Raw genomic sequence first — 18,573 nt, 5'->3', positions numbered from 1 at the left:
TAGATCTTGGACACCCGGACCGGCCATAGGCGGTCCGGGTGTCCAAGATCGCGAAGAAATCAGGCCGCCGACGGGCCCACGTTCGTCCGCGAGCGCACCACGTCCACCACGTGCGCGACCGCCTCGTCCAGCGGTACGCCGTTGCGCTGCGATCCGTCACGATAGCGGAAGGACACCGTCCCGCCCGCCACGTCGTCGTCACCGGCGATGGCCATGAACGGGATCTTCTGCTGCTGGGCGTTGCGGATCTTCTTCTGCATCCGCTCGTCGGAGTCGTCGACCTCGACCCGGATCCCCTCGGCCCGCAGCCGCTCGGCGAACGCCCGCAGGTACTCGACGTGGTCGGTCCGGATCGGAATGCCGATCACCTGCACCGGCGACAGCCACGCCGGGAACGCGCCCGCGTAGTGCTCGGTCAGCACGCCGAAGAACCGCTCGATCGACCCGAACAGCGCGCGGTGGATCATGACCGGCCGCTGCCGGGTGCCGTCGGCCGCCTGGTACTCGAGCTCGAACCGCTCGGGCAGGTTGAAGTCGAGCTGGATCGTCGACATCTGCCAGGTACGGCCGATGGCGTCCCGCGCCTGCACCGAGATCTTCGGGCCGTAGAAGGCCGCACCGCCCGGGTCGGGCACCAGCTCGAGTCCGGACTGGGTGGCGACCCGGCGCAGGGTCTCGGTCGCGACCTCCCACACCTCGTCGGAACCGACGTACTTGTCCGGGTTCTTGGTCGACAGCTCCAGGTAGAAGTCGGTCAGCCCGTAGTCCTTCAGCAGGTCGAGCACGAACTGGAGCAGCGAGGTGAGCTCGCCCTCGATCTGCTCCGGGGTGCAGAAGATGTGCGCGTCGTCCTGGGTCATGCCCCGCACGCGGGTCAGACCATGGATCACGCCGGACTTCTCGTACCGGTACACGGTGCCGAACTCGAACATGCGCAGCGGCAGCTCGCGGTACGACCGCCCGCGCGACCGGAAGATCAGGTCGTGCATCGGGCAGTTCATCGGCTTGAGGTAGTAGTTCGCGCCCTCGACCTCCATGGGCGGGAACATGCCGTCGGCGTACCAGTCGAGGTGGCCGGAGACCTCGTACAGGTGGCCCTTGGTGATGTGCGGGGTGTTGACGAACGAGTACCCGGCCTCCTCGTGCCGCTGCCGGGAGTAGTTCTCCATCTCCCGCCGGATGATGCCGCCCTTCGGGTGGAACACCGGCAGCCCCGAGCCCAGCTCGTCGGGGAAGCTGAACAGGTCGAGGTCCACGCCCAGCTTGCGGTGGTCGCGGCGGGCGGCCTCCTCCAGCATCCGCTGGTAGTCCTTGAGCGCGTCGCGGGTCGGCCACGCGGTGCCGTAGACCCGCTGCAGCTGCGGGTTCTTCTCCGAACCGCGCCAGTACGCCGCGGCGCTGCGCATCAGCTTGAACGCGGTGATCAACCGGGTCGACGGCAGGTGCGGGCCCCGGCAGAGGTCACCCCAGCAGCGCTCGCCGGTCTTGGGGTCGATGTTGTCGTAGATCGTCAGCTCGCCGCCGCCGACCTCCATCACCTCGGAGGCGTCCACGTCGCCCTTGATGTCGACCAGTTCCAGCTTGTACGGCTCGCCCGCCAGCTCGGCCTTGGCCTGCTCCAGGGAGTCGAAGCGCCGCCGGCGGAACACCTGGCCGGACTTGACGATCTCCTGCATGCGCTTCTCGAGCTTGTCGAGATCTTCGGGATTGAACGGCCGGGCCACGTCGAAGTCGTAGTAGAAGCCGTTCTCGATGGGCGGCCCGATACCGAGCTTGGCCTCCGGGAACACGTCCTGGACGGCCTGCGCGAGCACGTGGGCGGTGGAGTGGCGCAGCACGTTGAGCCCGTCGGGCTCCGACAGTGCCACCGCCTCGACGGTGGTGTCCACCTCGGGCGCCCAGTCGAGGTCACGCAGCCGCCCGTCCGCCTCGCGGACGACCACGATCGCGTTGGGACCGGCGCCGGGCAGCCCAGCCGCAGCTACCGCGTCGGCGGCGGTCGTTCCAGCCGGCACCAGGACGGGCTCGGACAGGGCTGCGGTACGGGGCACGGACACTGTTTACTCCCTGAAGGTCATGCGGCTACTCGACGAATGCTATCCGCAACGGCACAGTAGGCTGCGCGGTCTTCCTCAGGACCGCCGCGGGCATGCCGATGTGGGCAGCTGGAGGACGGCGATGGACTCGGTACGGGAAACGTCGGGCATCACGGTAGGCGCCATCCTCGGGTACGTCCGCACGGCGGGCGGTCCCGAGGCGGTGAGTCGTACCTTGGCGCTGGCCGGCGCGACCGAGAGTCCTGAGGCGTACGAGGACACGCGCCGCTGGTACACGTGGGATTTCAAGCTCCGGCTCTTCGAGGCCGCGTCCATCGCGGTCGACGACCCCGGCATCGCCCGCAAGATCGGCATCACGTTCCTCCAGAACAGCGTCAACACCGCGATGATCCTCGCGATGTCCCTGATCGGCGGCCCCGTCCCGTTCTACCGGGTCGCTCCAAAGGTCTGCACCAGGTTCTCCTCCTGCGCCGCGATGACCGCCGTGCGGGTCCGCCGCGGCGCGGCGACGATCACCTACCAGGTGTTCCCGCAGTACACGCCGAACCGGCACGACTGCGAGTACACCCTGGGTCTGCTGATGCAGGTCCCCTGCGGGTTCGGACTCCCGCTGGCCACCATCACCCATACCGAGTGCCAGGTCGACGGCGCGCCGGCCTGCGTGTACGAGGTGCGCTGGCACCAACCGCGCCGGTTCTGGTTGAAGCGCCGGGGCGGTGACGACGCGGCCAGCACCTTCCAGGGCGCGATGGCCGACCAGTTCACCCAGTTGCAGCACACGGTGGCCGAACTGGTCTCGTCCCGGTCCACCGACCGGGTGCTCGCCCTGGTCGCCGAGCGGGCCGGGTTCGCCGTCAGCGCCCACTCGTTCCTGCTCGTTGCCCAGCCATCACCGGACCAGCCGCCCCAGGTGTACGGCTTCGGCCTCACCCCGGCCGAGTTCGACCAGCTCACCGGCGACGGCAGAGAGGTCCAGCCCGGCCCGGACCGGCTCATCGCCGAGATCGTCTCCCCGACTCGGCGCTACGGCTACCTCGTCGCGTTCACGTTCGAGGACACGTTCCTCGAGACCGAGCAGCCACTGCTGGACGCGTACGCGAACCTCACCGCGGTCACCCTCGACGCGCTGACTGCCTTCGAGGCCGCCGAGGAGCGGCAACGCACCGCCGAGAACCTGCTCGGGCTGGCGCGTTCGCTCACCCACGCCAGGACCCCGGCCGACGTGGCCAGGGTGACCGCGGAGGCGGCGCACTCCGTCCTGCACGCCGACAAGGCGGCGATGCTGCTGCTCGACGAGGCCGGTGGGCTACACATGGTTGCCCACGTGGGCTGGCCGGCGGAGGTCCACCAAAGGCTGGACAAGCTCGTCCTGGAGGCCGAGCAGAGCCCGCTGATCTTCGAGGCCCGCCGGGCCAACCCCGACACCACCCGGGTCTACGACAGCACCAGCGACGATCCCATGATCCAGCAGGTGATGCGGCAGGCCGGGATGGACGTGATGGCCGCCGTCGGCATCGCCCTGCCCGACCGGCTGTACGGCGTGCTCGTCGCCGGTTTCACCGGCGAGCAGGGCGCCGCTCGCGCCCGGCAGTTCGTCGACCGCATGCCCGGTATCGCCGACCAGGCCGCCAACGTCCTGCGTACGTGTGAGCTGCTCGACGAGACCTGGCAGCTCGCCCACGTCGATCCGCTCACCTGCTTACCCAACCGTCGGGCGTTCATGGCCCAGCTCAGCGAGGCGGTGCTCAAACGCCCCGGTGCGCTGCTCTTCATCGACCTCGACGGGTTCAAGGGCATCAACGACAGCCTGGGCCACAGCGCCGGTGACGAACTGCTCGCCGTGGTCGCGGCCAGACTGCGGGGCCGTAACCGCCCCGGCGACCTGGTCGCCCGGCTGGGCGGCGACGAGTTCGTCGTCCTGGCCCGCGGGATGGAAGACCAGGTTCAGCTGCACAAGCTCGCCGAGCGGATCCGCGAGGCGTTCGACGAGCCAGTCACCATCGCCGGCACCAGCCTGCAGGTGCGGCTCAGCGTGGACGGCACCCTGTACACCGCCGGTGAGCGCAGCGAGGACGTCCTGAACCGGGCGGACAGCGCGATGTACCGGGTGAAGCGGAGCCGGCAACTCCTGACGGCCGAGGTGTACCCGAAAGCGGGTTGACCGGGTGGTGCGCCGGGCCACTCATCGCGTTAGATTGATTCGGTGGCCGCCACGGACGTCGTCCGGGCGTTGGACCGGCGCTACCGGACGTACTTCGAATCCCGCTCGCCGGTGTCCTTCGCCGTCAAGCCGCTCGGCGCGCCGGAGCACACCTTCGGCCCGGCCGAGCCCGAGTTCGTCATCACCGTCGCCGACCGCCTCGGCGCCAAGGCGCTCGCCTCGCTCGACCAGTTCCAGATCGCGGTCGCGTACCTGAAGGGCTGGCTCGACATCGACGGCGACGTGATGGCGGCGCTGAAGATGCGCAAGTTCTTCCCCGACTTCCACCCGGTCGCCTGGCTCGGCCGGTTCGCCCCGGTGCTGCTGCGCGGCCACCACGAGCACGACCGCCGCGCGATCTCGGCGCACTACGACGAGGACTCCGAGTTCTTCCTGACCTTCCTCGACCGCCGGCACCGCTGCTACACCCAGGGTGTGTTCGCCACCGACGACGAGCCGCTCGAAGACGCCATGACCCGCAAGATGGACATCGCGCTGAAGGCCATCGGGGTCGGGCCGGGTGACCGGGTGCTCGAGGTCGGCGGCGGCTGGGGCGCCTTCGTCGAGTACGCCGGCGCGCGCGGAGTGGAGGTCACCACGCTGACGCTCTCGGGTGAATCCGAGCGGTACCTGCGCGATCTCATCGGACGCGAAGACCTGCCGGCCACCGTCGTACGGCAGCATTTCCTCCGGTACGCCAGCGACCGCCGCTACGACGCGATCGTCAACATGGGGGTCACCGAGCACCTGCCCGACTACAAGTCGACGCTGTGCAAGTACCGGGAACTGCTGAAACCGGGCGGGTCGATCTACCTCGACGCGCTCGCGATGCGCACCAAGCACAGCGTGTCCACGTTCATGAGCCGGTACATCTACCCCGGCCGGCAGTCGCCGCTGCTGCTGCACGAGTACCTGCGGCACGTGGCCCGGTCGCCGTTCGAACTCGTCGGCGTCGACGACGACCGCCACAACTACCACCTGACCTGCAAAGCCTGGGCCCAGCGGCTGGACGACGCCCGCGAGGAGGTCGTCCGCCGCTGGGGCGAGTCGATGTACCGGCGGTTCCGGCTCTTCCTGTGGGGCTCGGCGGCCGGGTTCGACAGCGGGCTGGTCCAGGCGTACCGCTGGGTCCTGCGCCTACCGGCCTAGCTCTTTTTCCAGAAGTCACGGCGGCGGTCGGACGGTCTGTCGGCTGCGAACTCCTCCAGTACCCGTACCGCCTCGGCCCACAACGGCTCCAGCTCCCCGCCGGCCGAAAGCTGAGCGAGGAGTCGCCGCAGCGATGCGTACGCGTCCTCGCCCTCGCAGCTCCCGCCGAGGAGCGCCTGGAGCCGGCTGACCAGGTCGGCGAGCAGTTCGCGCCGCTCGTACTCCGGCAGGCCGGCCGCCTCCCGCAGGCGCCGCGCCTCGACGGCGGTGACCTCCCGGACGTCGCGCAACTGCGACTGCCTGGGCGCTCCGGTCACCATGCCGACCGCCCCCTGGATGGCGCCCAGCACGCCGCCCGCCGCGCTGGCGACCGCCGGACCGAACGACGGCGCGCCGGCCGCCATCCGCGCCCCTCGGGCCGGGCCGGGCAGGCCCATCGCCATCAGGCGCATCCCACCGGCCGGCGGCGGGGCGGGCGCGGCGCCGGGTCCGGCGCCGGGTGCGGTGAGCATGTCCCAGCCGGACGCCGGCTCCACGGGCTGTACCACCCGGTGCGGCTGCCCGCCCTCGGTCACCACCCGGCTGTCGACGGCCACGTACGCGGTGAACCGGCACAGCACGCCGAAGCGCAGCGAGGTGTCGACCGCCTCGCGCTCCACGTCGGCGCCGCCGGAGCCGGCCGCGTACCGGTCCTCCAGGTCCCGCAGCCGCGCGCGGGCCCACAGCGCGGTGACCGCCTCGGCTTCCTTCTCGCGGGCCGTCACGGTGGTCTGCCACGCCTTCCCGTCGCGGGTACGTCCGCTGACGGTGAGCGACCCGACCGCCGGCCCCCGGTACCGCCCGGAGACGACCAGCGGCACCCCCGGGTACAGCGCCGGCAGCCGTTGCGGGGTGCGGGACCCGTCGACCGGGGTGAGCCCGTCGGCGGTGATCGCCAGGTCGGTGACGAGCGGCGTACCGACCCGGCGCTGGATGTGCTCCATCGCCTCGTCGAGCCGGCCCTCGCTCTCGACCAGTTCGCACCGCCCGCCGCCGACGGCTGCCAGCCGGCCGAGGAACCCGGCGTTCACGGCGCGGTCGATGCCGACGGTGTGGATGCGTACCCGGCCTGGCGGGATCTCGTGGAGGATCTGGTCCTCGTTGCCCACCTGCCCGTCGGTCACGAGTACGAGCACCGGCTCTCGCGGCGAGTCACCGGAGAGCAGCGCCAACCCTTCCCGCAGGGGCGCCAGCAGTTCGGTGCCGCCGCGCGCGTCCGCGCGGGCCAGGTGCTCGACCGCGCGGAAGCGATGCCGGTCGCTCGCCTCAACGAGGCCGGCCGGGAGGCCTTCAACGGGCTGGACTTCATGGTCGAAGGTGAAGACGGCGAACCGGTCGTCGGCGGTGAGCGTGTCGACGATGCGCGCCGCGGCCCGCCGCGCGGCGACCATCTTCCAGCCGCCCATGCTGCCGGAGCGGTCCAGCAGGAGGACGACGTCCCGGCCCCGGGTCGGGCGGGAGTCGGCGGGCGGCAGGACGGTCAGTTGGTACGTCCCCTCATCGCCCTCGTCATCGGCGACGCAGACGGCCGTCGACGTCTCGACCGGCGCCCCGTACGCCAGCCGCAGCACGAAGTCGCGGTCGGCCCGCTCCCCGGGCTTGATGCTGAGCCGGTTCCCCTCGGTCACCACGGCGTGCAGACTGGAGCGCGCCTCGCCCAGCGGTAGGCCGGCGGGGTCGACGTCGACGTCGAGCGACAATCGCAGCGGGTTGGGGAAGCCCGGCAGCAGCACCGGCGGCGTGATCCGGGAGGCGTCGGGCACCGCGTCGGTGTCGAGGGCGTACCCCTCGCCGACGCTCGGGCCCGGCATCGGCGTACCGGGAATGTATCGGGGCGCCACGAGCAGCGGGAACCGGAAGGTGGCCGTGCCGTCCTCATAGGACAGCGGTCCGACCAGGCGGAGCGCGACGGCGACCCGCTCTCCCGGCAGAATGTTGCCGACTCGCATGGTGAACACGTCGGGCCGCTCCTCCTCCGCGATCGACGCGCGCCGGCCGGCGGCGATCGCCCGGTCGTACTCCTCCCGCGCCGCCCCGCGCTCACGCAGTTCGGCCTCGACGACCCTGCCGTCGGCGGTCATCGTCATGCCGGTGACGGCGGCCCGGTCCGGCAGCGGGAACACGTACGTCGCCTCGAGGGCGGTGTCGTGGACGTTGACGAACTCCTGCGTCAGCTGGACGCGACTGACGAGGCCGGTGATCTGCGCCCGCACGTCGAGGCGGTCGAGCGGAAGGTTGCCACGCTCGGTCCGCAGGGCGCCGACGCCGGCCTCGTCGACCGGGGCAGCGACCCGCGCCGCTTCGTCAGGGGTCATGGTGGTCACGGAGAGGGTCATGTCGCGCTCCGTTCGTCAGGGGTTCGTCAGTAGGCCTCGGGCGGTTTCGTCAGTAGGCCTCGGGCAGCGAGCAGGTCGAGCAGCGGCTGTGCGGCGGCGTGGATCGCGACGACGTCGTCGGGTCCAGGGTGGGCCGGCAGGAGGAGAACCGCACCGCCGGCCAACGGCACCCCGGCGAGCGTGGTCGGTGCGAGTGTCGTTGGTGCGGCTGCCCAAAAGCGGTCACGTGGCGGCGCGAGCTCCGCACCGTTGTCACCGCCATCGAGCAGTTCATCGGGTACACGAGCGATATCGGCGAGGGCGGCGTCGGTTGCCCCGGCCAGCTCCGCCTGGATCTGAGCCAGCGATCGACCCTCGGCCTGCCTGCGCTTCACGGCGACGAGTTGAAGCAGGTGCCGCGGCCCGTACAGCGCGTTCCGCCCCCGCATGGCGACGGGCCGGTCGACCAGGCCGGTCGTCGCGTACCACCGGACGGCGCGGCGGTCGGGCACGTCGCGTACCCGTCCGTTGGGCGCGCCGGGGTACTCCGCCACCGCGAGCGCGACGCGGACCCGGTCCAGCAACTCGTCGAGGGTCCACACCTCTTCACCGTGTCACTGTCAGCGTGACAGTGTCAACGTGTCTTGGGCCTGCGCCAGGAAGGTGCCCCTGTACGCGTCTACGCAGCGAGCGGGGCACCTTCCTGACCAAGAGGGTCTCAGCGCAGACCGACGCGCAAGGAATACTCAACAGATGGTCAACGATGAATGCCTACTGTGCCGCGTGAGCGATGCGGACGCGTTCTTCAATCGCCGCCGGGTTTGGCAGAACGAGTACTGGCGCCTCTCGGTCGTGCTTCACGGTGCCGTGGTCGGGCTCGCCCACCTCGAACCCCACCGGCACATACCATTCATCACCGATCTCGACGGGCCGGAGGCTGCGACGTTGGGGACGGTCCTGCCACGAGTCACCGCCGCCATGCGAAGGGCGACTGCTGCGGACAAGATCTACGTGTACGTGTTCGGCGATCGGGTCCCACACCTGCACTTCAACCTCGCGCCCCACCGACCGGGAGACGCACTGGTCGGCGGCCCGGGCCTGGTCCGACCCGATGCGGTGGAGGCGGAGGCTCGAGCGCACGAGACTGCGGCGGCGGCCATCCAGCATGCCTTGGCCGTACCGTCGGTCAACTGAAGCCTGGACCCGAGTTGCCAGCGGTGAAACCGGGCCCGTCGTACCGACCGTGGCGATCATTCCGCCGGGGAAGTGGGGCGGCACCCCCGTCAGCATGACGATTCGGCGGCTGTGGATGACGATCGGGAAGTACGGTCGCGGCGGCTTCACGGTTACCCGCTTGGCGTACGCGCTCCAACAGGCTCACGAGCACGCGAAGCGTCGACAGGTCGAGGCGCTGCACCAGCCATACGCAGATCAGTTCGTCATAGCCGCCGAGCGCAACTCCTCTGAGCGCGTCTGCCAGGACATCGGCGCAGTCGCCTGGCGTGGCGTACGGGCCGACAGGTTGGACGTGCAGCGGCGCCACCGGCGCGAAGTGACACGCCTTCATGCTCGGCATCGGGTCGCCTCCCTAGGAAAAACGGGTTCTCATCCTGAACACTCGCCCTCGGTGGCGGTCGACGGCCGAGGATCGCAGCCCGTCGACCGCCACCCTTGCAACCGTACCTGTACATGTTCAGGACGTATAGAGCCTGAACGTATAGTCGCTGTATAAGGGCGCACGTACAGGACATGTACGTGCGCTCTAACCTGCGGCCCATGACCAATCCGCTCTCTGCGGTACCGCTCTACCAGCAGCTAGCCGACCTGCTGGCAGGGCAGATCGAGCGTGGAGAGCTCCGGCCGGGACAACTGCTGCCGTCTGAGCTTCACCTTCAGCAGACGTATGACGTATCGCGCGGCACAGTGCGGATGGCGATGCGGGTACTCCGCGAGCGCGGACTGATCACGACGATCCAGGCACGCGGATCATTCGTAGCCGAGCGCTAAGAAACGGTGAACCGCCCCTCCTCAGTAACGGCAGCATCGGTAGCCGTACCCGTGCCCGTACCCCCGGTTTTGCGTCGGTGAGGGTGACCGTGCCGCCGTGCCGGTGCACCAGCTCCTGGACGATCGCGAGCCCCAGCCCCGCTCCCCCGGCGTCGCGGGCTCGTGCGTCGTCGAGGCGGGTGAAGCGCTCGAAGACCCGCTCCCGGTCGGCGGCCGGGATGCCGGGGCCGTCGTCGATGACGGTGAAGCCGCCCGGGACGACGGCGAGCGTCACCCGCGACGTGGCGTGGCGGACGGCGTTGTCGACCAGGTTGCTCAGTACGTGCCGCAGCGCCTGCGGGTCGCCGGACGTCCACTGCGCCGCGCCGACGGCGATGGTCACCGGTACCCGCGCGGCGCTGTAGCGCTCGGCCGTCTCCCGCAGCAGCGCGCCCAGCTCGATGGGCTCGGTACGGGCCAGCCCCGGTGCGTCGTCGGCGCGGGCCAGCAGCAGCAGGTCGTCGACGAGCCGGCTGAGCCGCTCGACGTCGACGAGCAGGTCATCGACTTCTGCCGGATCTCCGATGCGCTTGGCCACTTCCAGCTCGGTACGCATGTTGGCCAGCGGACTGCGCAGCTCGTGCGCGGCGTCGGCGACGAACGCTCGCTGGCGGGCCCGCGCGTACGCGAGCCGGTCGAGCATGTCGTTGAGGGTCACCGCGAGCCGCTGGATCTCATCCTGCGAGCCGGATACCGGCAACCTGTCGCTGCTCCCACCTCCCGTGATCGTCTCGGCCCCGGCGCGTAGCTCCTCCACGGGCCGTAGCGCCGCGCCGACCACCCGCCACGCGAACAGCGCCAGGACGGCGATGAGCAGGGGGTACGTGGTGAGCAGCGCGGTGCGTACGACGTTCACGCTCGCGCGCAGGCTCGACACGGGCCGGGCCACGATCACCGTCTGCGGATCGTCCGGCGGGCCCGCCTTCACCGCCACGACCCGCAGTGGGCCGGAAACGCCAGCGCGGGAGCCGTCCACGTACCGGCTCTTGCCTGCCCTGGCCTCAGCGAGCTCGTCGGGGCGGAGCAGCGGGACGAGGCGGTCGGCGCCGATAGACGCCGAACGGACCCGGTGCTGCGCGTCGACGACCTGCACAATCTGACCGCCGGAGACCGGTACGGGCTGCGGCAGCGCCCGGACGTTGACCAGTTCCGCCACCCCGCGGGCGGTGCCGACCGCGTCGGTGTCCACCCCGCGCTGGAGGGCATGCCCGAGCGCGGCCATCAGCACGAGCCCGCCGAGCGCGAACCCGATGGCGAGCCCACCGGCGCCGATGAGCAGGAGCCGGGACCGCAGGCTGAGCCGGCGCCAGAGACGCAGCCGTACCGGGGAGTTCAAGCTTCGGCCACCCGGTACCCGGCGCCCCGGACCGTCTCGACCACCTCGCGGCCGACCTTGCGGCGCAGGTACCCGATGTACACCTCGACGACGTTGGGCGCGCTGTCGGCGCCGGCGTCCCAGACATGGTCGAGCAGTTCGACCTTTGACACGACCCGGCCCGCGCGGCGCATCAGGTACTCCAGCAGCGCGTACTCCCGGGTCGTCAGGATGATCTCAGCGTCGCCCCGCTGGACCTGGCGGGTGGCCGGGTCGAGCACGAGATCACCGACGCTGAGCACGGTCGGGCGTTCCGGAGCGCCCCGGCGCAGCAGCGCGCGCAGCCGGGCGAGCAGGACGACGTACGAGAACGGCTTGGTCAGGTAGTCGTCGGCGCCGCAGTCCAGCCCGTCGGCCTGGTCGTACTCGCCGTCCTTGGCCGACAGCATCAGCACCGGCAGCCAGTTGCGCTCGGCGCGCAGGACCCGGATCAGCTGGTAGCCCGACAGGCCCGGCAGCATCACATCCAGGATCATCGCGTCGTACTGGCCGTGGCGGGCGAGTTCGAGGCCCTGTGGGCCGTCGTACGCGATGTCGACCGCGAAGCCCTCGACTGCCAGGCCACGCTGCAGTGCCCGGGCGAGGCGCGCCTCGTCTTCCACGACGAGCAACCGCATCGTCTCAGCGTGTCACGTCGGCTGTTCCGAATACGGAACGGCTCTCAGCCAACTCTCAGCCAACTCGGAGCGGTGTTCTCAGCGGGTTCTCAGCGGACGGAGATGCTCTCAGCCGTCTCTCAGCGGGCCGGCAGCAGCATGGGGCTAGGAGGTGTACCCGATGTCGATCTTCACGACTCGGCCGGCCCTGCGCTGGGTGGTACCGGCCGCTGTTTTCGTGGCGATGCTCGGTGGCGGTGCGACCGCCCGTCCCCTCACCGCTTCAGCCCAGACTCCCAGCCCGTCCAGGCCGTCGCCGGCCCAGTTGCTGACCGACATACAAAACGCCCGCAACCAACCCGTCTCCGGCACGGTCGTCGAACGAGCCGATCTCGGCCTACCCGCGCAGCTCGCCTCGAACGGCGGCAGTTCGAACCTACGTTCACTACTGAGCGGCTCACACACGCTACGCGTCTGGTACGCGGGCCCCACCCAGTCGCGAATAGCACTGATCGGCACGCTGGGAGAGACCGACGTCATCCGCAACGGCCGGGACCTGTGGGTGTGGGACAGCCAGAAGAACACCGCGACCCATAAGACCTTGCGGTACGGCGGTGCGGGGCAGTCTCCCGGCACCAGCCAGACGCCGAGCCCGACGTCGCCGCCGAGCGCGACGTCCACGCCAAGCGCGACGTCCACGCCAAGCGCGACGTCCACGCCAAGCGCGACGTCCACGCCATCCGCAACCGAAACGTCCACGCCGAGCCCGACCGAAACCTCCGCGCCGACCGCGACCGCCACCATGGGCGCGGTCGTACCGTTCGCGACGCCAAGCCCGAGCGGAAGCATGAGCCCGAGCGGAAGCATGAGCCCGAGCGGCAGCATGAGCCCGAGCGAAATGCCGCTCGGGATGCCGGGTCAGAGCCCGACCGAGACGCCTTCCGCGAGCGCCACGACGATGACGCCACAGGAGACCTCGAACTGGATAATCAACAAGCTCCAGCCGTACACCAACATCACAACGACCGGACCGACCATGGTCGCCAACCGCACCGCGAACGAACTGGTCCTCGTCCCGCGTGACACCAGGTCCCTGGTCGCACGGGTGACACTGGCGGTCGACGCCCAGCGGCACGTGCCACTGCGAGCGCGGATCTTCGCGCGCAACTACGCCAACCCGGCGTTCGAGACGGCGTTCACCCAGATCAACTTCTCGCCGCCGAATCCGGCCCAGTTCAACTTCACCCCACCGCCCGGCGCCACGGTGAAGGAAGCCCAGCCCCATCGCCCGCCGCCGGGCGCGCAGCCGCCGGTCGTCGTCGGCAAGGGCTGGACGAGCGTGATCATCGCGAAGATGCCACCACGAGCCACTCCAAGTCCGCGGACCGCGAGCCCGTCACCGAGCGGCCCGCCGGCCACAAGCCCGCCGGCCACAAGCCCGCCGGCCGGTACCACGCAACCCGGCACAGCGCCGGCGAGCCCGGGCGGGGGTCTGCAGATTGAAAACCTGCCACGGGTCAGCGGCCCGTGGGGCTCCGGTCACCTGCTCACCAGCCGGCTGATCACCATCCTGTTCACCGACGACGGCCGGGTGCTGGCCGGCGCGGTGCCGCCACCGCTGCTGTACGCGGCGGCCGCACAGCGGTGACCGTGATGGGTTGACCGCTTGACCGTTGCGACGGGTCTGGGCCGCAAAGCCCGCGGCCCAGACCCGTCTCCAGAAGGGTGGCAGACCAACCCGGCACCTCGGTGCCGGGTTGGTCGTCTTCCGGGGCCACGGGCGCTCGGTGCGCGCCTACGGTTGCCTGCTGAGCCGGGGGTGCAGCATGGCAGCGGTCTGCGGCCGGTCGGTGGAGGGCGGGGCCGCGATCGCGTCGGGCACTTCCACGCCCCGCCGGTTTTCCCGCTGCACCGAGAGCCCGACCGTCGCGTACGCCAGCGCGGTGATGACGACACAGGCCATGATGCTGATCGGCATGAGCAGCACCAGCGGGCTCACGCCCTCGATCGTGCCGCCCTCCGGAGCGAGCCGCACCCGGATCGCGGACATGCCGGTGTAGTGCATGCTGCACACCGCCACGGCCATGAGCAGCGCGGCGCCGACGGTGGCGGAGGCACCACGAATGACCAGGGCGAACCACAGCGCGACGGTCGCGGCCACGATCGCGATGACGATAGACAGCACCACCCTGGTCCGGTCGAACGACATGACACCACCCATGCGGATGGCGGCCATGCCGCCGTAATGCATCGCCGCGACCCCGACTCCAGCGATCGGCCCGCCGACGAGCAGCTTCCACAGCCGCGGCTGCCCCGTGCCGACGATGAGCAGCCCCAAACCGACGATCACGACGGCGATGACCACGCTGACCAACGTCATCAGGGTGTCGTATCGCACCGCTGTGGACGGTACGTCGAAACCGACCATCGCCATGAAGTGCATGAGCCAGATTCCGGTGCCGCCGATGGCCACGGCCGCGAGGGCGAGCCATCGGACCCGGTGTTTGCCGCTCACGTCCCGTGCGCGCGCCGCGAGTACGAGGCCGAGCAGGGAGCCCAGAAACGACAGCACGTACGCCAGGACTGGGTTTATCCACCCGAACGCGAAGTGATGAACCTCCGCCACGACAGCCCCTTTCCTCGCCAGCAGCCCAAGTCGAAGTGGACCGGCGGCAGTCGACAGTGCCCGATGGGATTGAGCCGTGAACCGTTGGAAGAGTGGTGCGTGCTCCGATTACGACAGCGGCTAACACCCGCGCGCACCGCCCGTGGAGAAGCCTGTCGCCGCCCTGCCAGCCGGTGTGGAGCGGGGAAAGCGAACTTCTGCAATGGGCCTGAGCCCACACCCAGCGCACCCTAGGCGTGCTCCTCGCCACGGACAAGGGAGCCCGTCTATGGCGTTTGCACGAACGCGAAGCCGGGTAGCCAAATGAGCAGACAAAGCGCGTGAGAGGAGTAGGCATGAGTACTGTCGTCGAGACCGTCGACGTCGCTGTACCCGTCCGGACCGCCTACAACCAGTGGACGCAGTTCGAACAGTTTCCACGGTTCATGGAGGGCGTGACGGAGGTCCGTCAACTTGACAACACCCACCTGCACTGGGTGGTCGACATCGCGGGTGTACACCGCGAGTTCGACGCCGAGATCACCGAGCAGCACCCGGACGAGCGGATCGCGTGGAACTCGCTCGACGGGCCGCGCCACGCAGGCGTGGTGACCTTCCACCGCCTCGACGAGAGCCACACCCGCGTCACCGCCCAGATGGAGATTGACCCGGACGGTTTCGTGGAGAAGGTCGGCGACAAGGCCGGCATCGTTGACATGCGAGTCAAGGGCGACATGAAGCGGTTCCGGGAGTACATCGAGTCCCGGGGGGTCGAGACGGGCGCCTGGCGAGGCGACGTCGACCGGCCCATGCCGTAACGACGAACAGTACGACCGAAGGGTCGCGCCGGATCCGTCCGGTGCGACCCTTCGCCGTGCTAAGCCTTCTCGGTCAGGTGCAATGCCGACGCCGCGAAAACCTCCACGTCGACCGGCAGCAGTCTGGTGGCCGTGGCGAGCGGTTCACCCGTACCGGTGTTTCTGGCAAATCTCGGGTGCGCTCCCCCGCTGACCTGGACCCGGACACGGTGGCCGGCCCGGAACCGGTACGCCGTCGGCCACATCTCGACCCGCACCGGGCGGACTCCGCCGTCACCGGCCGGGAAACGGCCGGGCGCAACCCGGACGAGACCGTCGCACACATTCCACGATCGACCGTCCGGCGTGACGTCACACAGCCGGACGAACAGATCGAAGTGCTCACCGCTGGCGCGTACCCGGATCGTCGCCGCCACCGGCCCGAGGGCGGTCACCGGTTGCCGCAGCCGCATGCTCGTGAACGTCAGCACATCCGGGCGCGCCTCCAACTCGCGGTTGTCCAGCCTGCCCGCATGGGTGGCGACCAGCCTGGGCCCGCCGACGGACGGCGTCGGGTCGGCCGGGTCGTAGCGGAAGCGGGCGGGCGTCGCGTCCGGTTGCCCCGGCTGCGGCCCGAGACCGCCGTCGGGCGACAGGAACCAGTCCCGGGTACGGGTACCGGCCGGCGGCCAGTCGTCAAGCTCCCACCACTCGCCGGCACCACCCACGTGTACGCGTATCGGCGCCTCGCGCGGCGACGTCTTCCCGTCCCCGGTGTGGGCCTGGAACCAGGCGATCGACTCACCGACCGAGTGGCAGACCAGCCCGAGGCTGCCGTGCGTCCACGGCCCGATCGTCAACCGGGGCCGAGCGCCGGCCGCCCGCAGCGCCGCGTAGTCCTGGAGTTGCCAGGGCAGGAAGATGTCGTGCCAGCCGCCCACCATCAGGACCGGCGCGGTGACGTCCGCGCGGCGCGTCGCATGGCCGCGTTCGGCCCAGTACTCCGCACCGGGCCGCGCCAGCCAGGCCCGCAGGAACGCGACCTCTTCCCCGGTGGCGACCAGATCCGCCTCGCCCAGCGGCAGGTGCGCCAGGCCCCGGTGCAACTTCGGCTGCCCCCGGCGCAGCTCCACGAATTTCGCCAGGCGCGGTCCGCGCTGCGCGCTCAGCAGCGCCGCCCAGGTGAGCACGGCGTCGAGAGAGAACGAACCGCCGGCGTACGTGGAGTCGTGGAAGTCCGCGGTCGTCACGATGGTGGCCATGGCCTTGAGGTCCGGGCCGGCGTCCGCGGCGAGGGCCCACTGCACGAAACCGACATAGCTCGGCCCGTACGTGCACAGTTCGCCGGAGTACCAGGGCTGCCGGCTCAACCAGTCGACCGTGTCCAGCCCGTCGTCGCGCTCGTGGCGCATCGGCTCGAACACGCCGCCCGAGTCGTGGGTACCCCGGCAGGATTGGACAATGACGTGGAACCCTTGCGCCGCAATGGTTCTGGCGAGGACGCTGATCAGGAAGCCGCGCCCGTACGGGGTGCGGATCAGGACCGCCGGCGCGGTCGGCAGACGCGGCGCGAAATGGTCGGCTCTCAGCGCCACCCCGTCGCGCATGGGAACGGCGAGGCCCCGATTTACGCGTACGCGTCGGGTGCGGGGTCGCGGCAGACCGAACACCCGGCGGGCGATCCGACTGACAGCGCCCATTAACCGTTACGCCAGTCCCCGCTGTGCAGGTGCGAACCGGCCTGGGGCCCCATGAGCAGCATTCCTCCGTCGACGACGTAGGAGGAGCCGGTGACGTACGACGCGCCGGGGCTGGCGAGCATCGCCACGACCGCGGCGACCTCGTTGGCGTCACCGGGACGCCCGACCGGTACACCTGGCCTTTCGATGGTGCACGGGTCGACGTCCTCGTTGCCGGTCATCGGCGTGGCGATCTCACCGGGCGCCACCGCGTTCACCGTGATGCCGTCGGCCGCGAGTTCCTGGGCCATCACCTTGGTCAGCAGGCCCAGCCCACCCTTTGCCGCACAGTACGCGCCGGATCCCACCCGCGGCGCGTGCTCGTGCACACTCGTGATGTTGATGATGCGGCCACCGCGACCGGCGGCGAGCATCCGGCGGGCGGCCCGCTGCGCGCAGAGGAACGGCCCGTCCAGGTCGACGGCGAGCACCTGCCGCCACTGGTCGTAGGTGGTGTCCAGCGCTTTCGTGCTGATGCCCGTGCCGGCGCAGTTGACCAGTACGCCCAGGCCGCCGAGCGCGCCGGCAAGCTCGTCGACGGCGGTGGCGGCGTCGGGCAGCCGGGTCAGGTCGAGGTGGCGGAGTTCGCACTTACGGCCGGCGGCAATGACCGTTTCGGCGACCCCTTGGGCGCCGGCCTCATCGGTGTGCCACGTGACGCCGACGTCGAAACCCTCATTCGCCAGCGTGACGGCGATCGCCTCGCCGATGCCGGAGTCGGCGCCGGTGACCACCGCCACCCGGTCATAGTCGTCGAATCGTTTGGGCATACTCACGGTGTACCCGTCGATCGCGTCACCACACGTCAGCGTGGGTTTTGACACGAACGCCGGCGCCCGTTACGGGCACCGGCGTTCGGAGTGGTCTTCCGCGTCCGGCACGATCGTGGCGCCGGACGGTACGGTCAGCGTTCGGCCAGCAGGCGGGTGACGGCCGTGTCCACGTCGAGGTGCTCGCTCTCGCGACCCCGCGGGACGGCGATGTAGGTGCGGCGCAGGAACCGGACGAGGACGCTGCGGGGCACCTCGAACAGGGCGTTCCCGTCAGGTGACGACAGCGCGAGCGCGATCAGGTCCCCGCGTGCGCTGGCCCACGGCCAGACCCGCACGTCGCCGATCCCGGCAGGCTCGTCAAGGCCGGTCACCAGCAGTTCCCGGGCGAAGGACCAGCCCACCGGCTCACCGGTCGCGGACTCCGCGTGGAACAGCACGTGGACCGCGTACGGGTCTTCTGGGTCAAAGCGGAGGCTCGCACGCACGGGCAAGCCCATGGCGTCCGGCGTCACCAGCCGCAACGACGTCTCGACCTCGACAGTGGTCGGTCGAATCGCACTCATCTCGTACTCCCCCCGGCACCGCTTCGGAGCGATCTTGCTCCTCAGCCCCCATGGTTAGCCGTTAGCCGTTTCTAATACGTTCCGTCATCCGCTGATGTCACCCAGTAGTGGGATACAGCAGTACCGTTTAAACCCTGAAATGAATGGAAAGCAGTACGATGTCCTGTTCGATTCAGGTTGTCGGCTCTGCTCGGCGCCGGGATCTTTCAGACGTCGGACTCGCTTTTGGTAACGCTCGGTGGAGCCGTCAGTGACGGGTACGTTCGGACAGGGAGTGCAGAAATGGAGGGGTTCGATTCCGACGAACGGCCACCCTCCC

General features: G+C 70.0%; 16 protein-coding genes. 6 read left to right on the top strand and 10 right to left on the bottom strand.

Going from position 1 to position 18,573, the window contains the following annotated elements:
- Positions 1-59 precede the first annotated feature (59 nt).
- Positions 60-2,057: a threonine--tRNA ligase gene (thrS, locus tag HC028_RS17380; RefSeq protein ID WP_168078397.1), complete on the bottom strand. Its 1,998-nt coding sequence runs from the start codon at positions 2,055-2,057 to the stop codon at positions 60-62.
- A gap of 121 nt (positions 2,058-2,178) precedes the next feature.
- Between thrS and HC028_RS27110 the strand changes: the two genes are divergently transcribed.
- A complete protein-coding gene (locus HC028_RS27110) occupies positions 2,179-4,218 on the top strand; it encodes a GGDEF domain-containing protein (RefSeq protein WP_239075548.1) in 2,040 nt (679 codons plus the stop codon).
- A 42-nt stretch (positions 4,219-4,260) separates the two neighbouring features.
- A complete protein-coding gene (locus HC028_RS17370) occupies positions 4,261-5,406 on the top strand; it encodes a class I SAM-dependent methyltransferase (protein ID WP_168078396.1) in 1,146 nt (381 codons plus the stop codon).
- On the opposite strand, the gene HC028_RS17365 is transcribed toward HC028_RS17370, so the two are convergent.
- Together HC028_RS17365 and HC028_RS17360 are read right to left on the bottom strand one after the other, a co-directional pair.
- Positions 5,403-7,781 (bottom strand): VIT domain-containing protein, encoded by a 2,379-nt coding sequence (locus tag HC028_RS17365; RefSeq protein WP_168078395.1) that lies wholly within the window; start codon positions 7,779-7,781, stop codon positions 5,403-5,405. The genes HC028_RS17370 and HC028_RS17365 overlap by 4 nt on opposite strands.
- A gap of 26 nt (positions 7,782-7,807) precedes the next feature.
- Entirely contained in the window at positions 7,808-8,362 is a 555-nt protein-coding gene (locus tag HC028_RS17360) for a MerR family transcriptional regulator (RefSeq protein ID WP_168078394.1), read from the bottom strand.
- A gap of 181 nt (positions 8,363-8,543) precedes the next feature.
- On the opposite strand from HC028_RS17360, the gene HC028_RS17355 reads away from it, so the two are divergent.
- Complete coding sequence (locus HC028_RS17355) at positions 8,544-8,954, top strand: hypothetical protein (protein WP_168078393.1); 411 nt, start codon at positions 8,544-8,546, stop codon at positions 8,952-8,954.
- Positions 8,955-9,509: 555 nt separating this feature from the next.
- Positions 9,510-9,767: a GntR family transcriptional regulator gene (locus HC028_RS17350; protein WP_203981390.1), complete on the top strand. Its 258-nt coding sequence runs from the start codon at positions 9,510-9,512 to the stop codon at positions 9,765-9,767.
- Here HC028_RS17350 and HC028_RS17345 read toward each other — a convergent pair.
- From HC028_RS17345 to HC028_RS17335, 3 genes are all read right to left on the bottom strand, one after another.
- Positions 9,724-11,085: a sensor histidine kinase gene (locus HC028_RS17345; RefSeq protein ID WP_203981395.1), complete on the bottom strand. Its 1,362-nt coding sequence runs from the start codon at positions 11,083-11,085 to the stop codon at positions 9,724-9,726. The genes HC028_RS17350 and HC028_RS17345 overlap by 44 nt on opposite strands.
- A gap of 53 nt (positions 11,086-11,138) precedes the next feature.
- Positions 11,139-11,798: a response regulator transcription factor gene (locus HC028_RS17340; RefSeq protein WP_168078391.1), complete on the bottom strand. Its 660-nt coding sequence runs from the start codon at positions 11,796-11,798 to the stop codon at positions 11,139-11,141.
- 144 nt (positions 11,799-11,942) lie between these two features.
- On the bottom strand, positions 11,943-12,662 hold the full coding sequence (locus HC028_RS17335) for a hypothetical protein (RefSeq protein ID WP_168078390.1): 720 nt from the start codon (positions 12,660-12,662) through the stop codon (positions 11,943-11,945).
- Here HC028_RS17335 and HC028_RS17330 point away from each other — a divergent pair.
- The gene (locus HC028_RS17330) at positions 12,661-13,425 is read left to right on the top strand and encodes a hypothetical protein (RefSeq protein ID WP_168078389.1); all 765 of its coding nucleotides are present in this window, start codon (positions 12,661-12,663) and stop codon (positions 13,423-13,425) included. The two genes, HC028_RS17335 and HC028_RS17330, sit on opposite strands and share 2 nt — an antisense overlap.
- Before the next feature lie 147 nt (positions 13,426-13,572).
- On the opposite strand, the gene HC028_RS17325 is transcribed toward HC028_RS17330, so the two are convergent.
- Positions 13,573-14,403: an MHYT domain-containing protein gene (locus HC028_RS17325; RefSeq protein WP_168078388.1), complete on the bottom strand. Its 831-nt coding sequence runs from the start codon at positions 14,401-14,403 to the stop codon at positions 13,573-13,575.
- 335 nt (positions 14,404-14,738) lie between these two features.
- On the opposite strand from HC028_RS17325, the gene HC028_RS17320 reads away from it, so the two are divergent.
- Complete coding sequence (locus HC028_RS17320; RefSeq protein ID WP_168078387.1) at positions 14,739-15,200, top strand: SRPBCC family protein; 462 nt, start codon at positions 14,739-14,741, stop codon at positions 15,198-15,200.
- Between the two features lie 59 nt (positions 15,201-15,259).
- Here the strand turns inward: HC028_RS17320 and HC028_RS17315 are convergent, their stop codons facing one another.
- From HC028_RS17315 to HC028_RS17305, 3 genes are all read right to left on the bottom strand, one after another.
- The gene (locus HC028_RS17315; RefSeq protein WP_168078386.1) at positions 15,260-16,879 is read right to left on the bottom strand and encodes a CocE/NonD family hydrolase; all 1,620 of its coding nucleotides are present in this window, start codon (positions 16,877-16,879) and stop codon (positions 15,260-15,262) included.
- The gene (locus tag HC028_RS17310; protein WP_168078385.1) at positions 16,879-17,688 is read right to left on the bottom strand and encodes an SDR family oxidoreductase; all 810 of its coding nucleotides are present in this window, start codon (positions 17,686-17,688) and stop codon (positions 16,879-16,881) included. Before HC028_RS17310 ends, HC028_RS17315 begins: the two co-directional genes overlap by 1 nt.
- Before the next feature lie 134 nt (positions 17,689-17,822).
- Positions 17,823-18,254 carry an SsgA family sporulation/cell division regulator gene (locus tag HC028_RS17305; RefSeq protein WP_168078384.1) on the bottom strand — a complete coding sequence of 144 codons (432 nt, stop codon included), beginning with the start codon at positions 18,252-18,254 and terminating at the stop codon, positions 17,823-17,825.
- Positions 18,255-18,573 lie beyond the last annotated feature (319 nt).

Origin of the sequence: Planosporangium flavigriseum (assembly GCF_011947225.1) — a bacterium.
Lineage (GTDB): Bacteria > Actinomycetota > Actinomycetes > Mycobacteriales > Micromonosporaceae > Planosporangium > Planosporangium flavigriseum.
The sequence above is the reverse complement of the archived record's forward strand: the minus strand, read 5'-3'. Positions and strand labels throughout refer to the sequence as shown.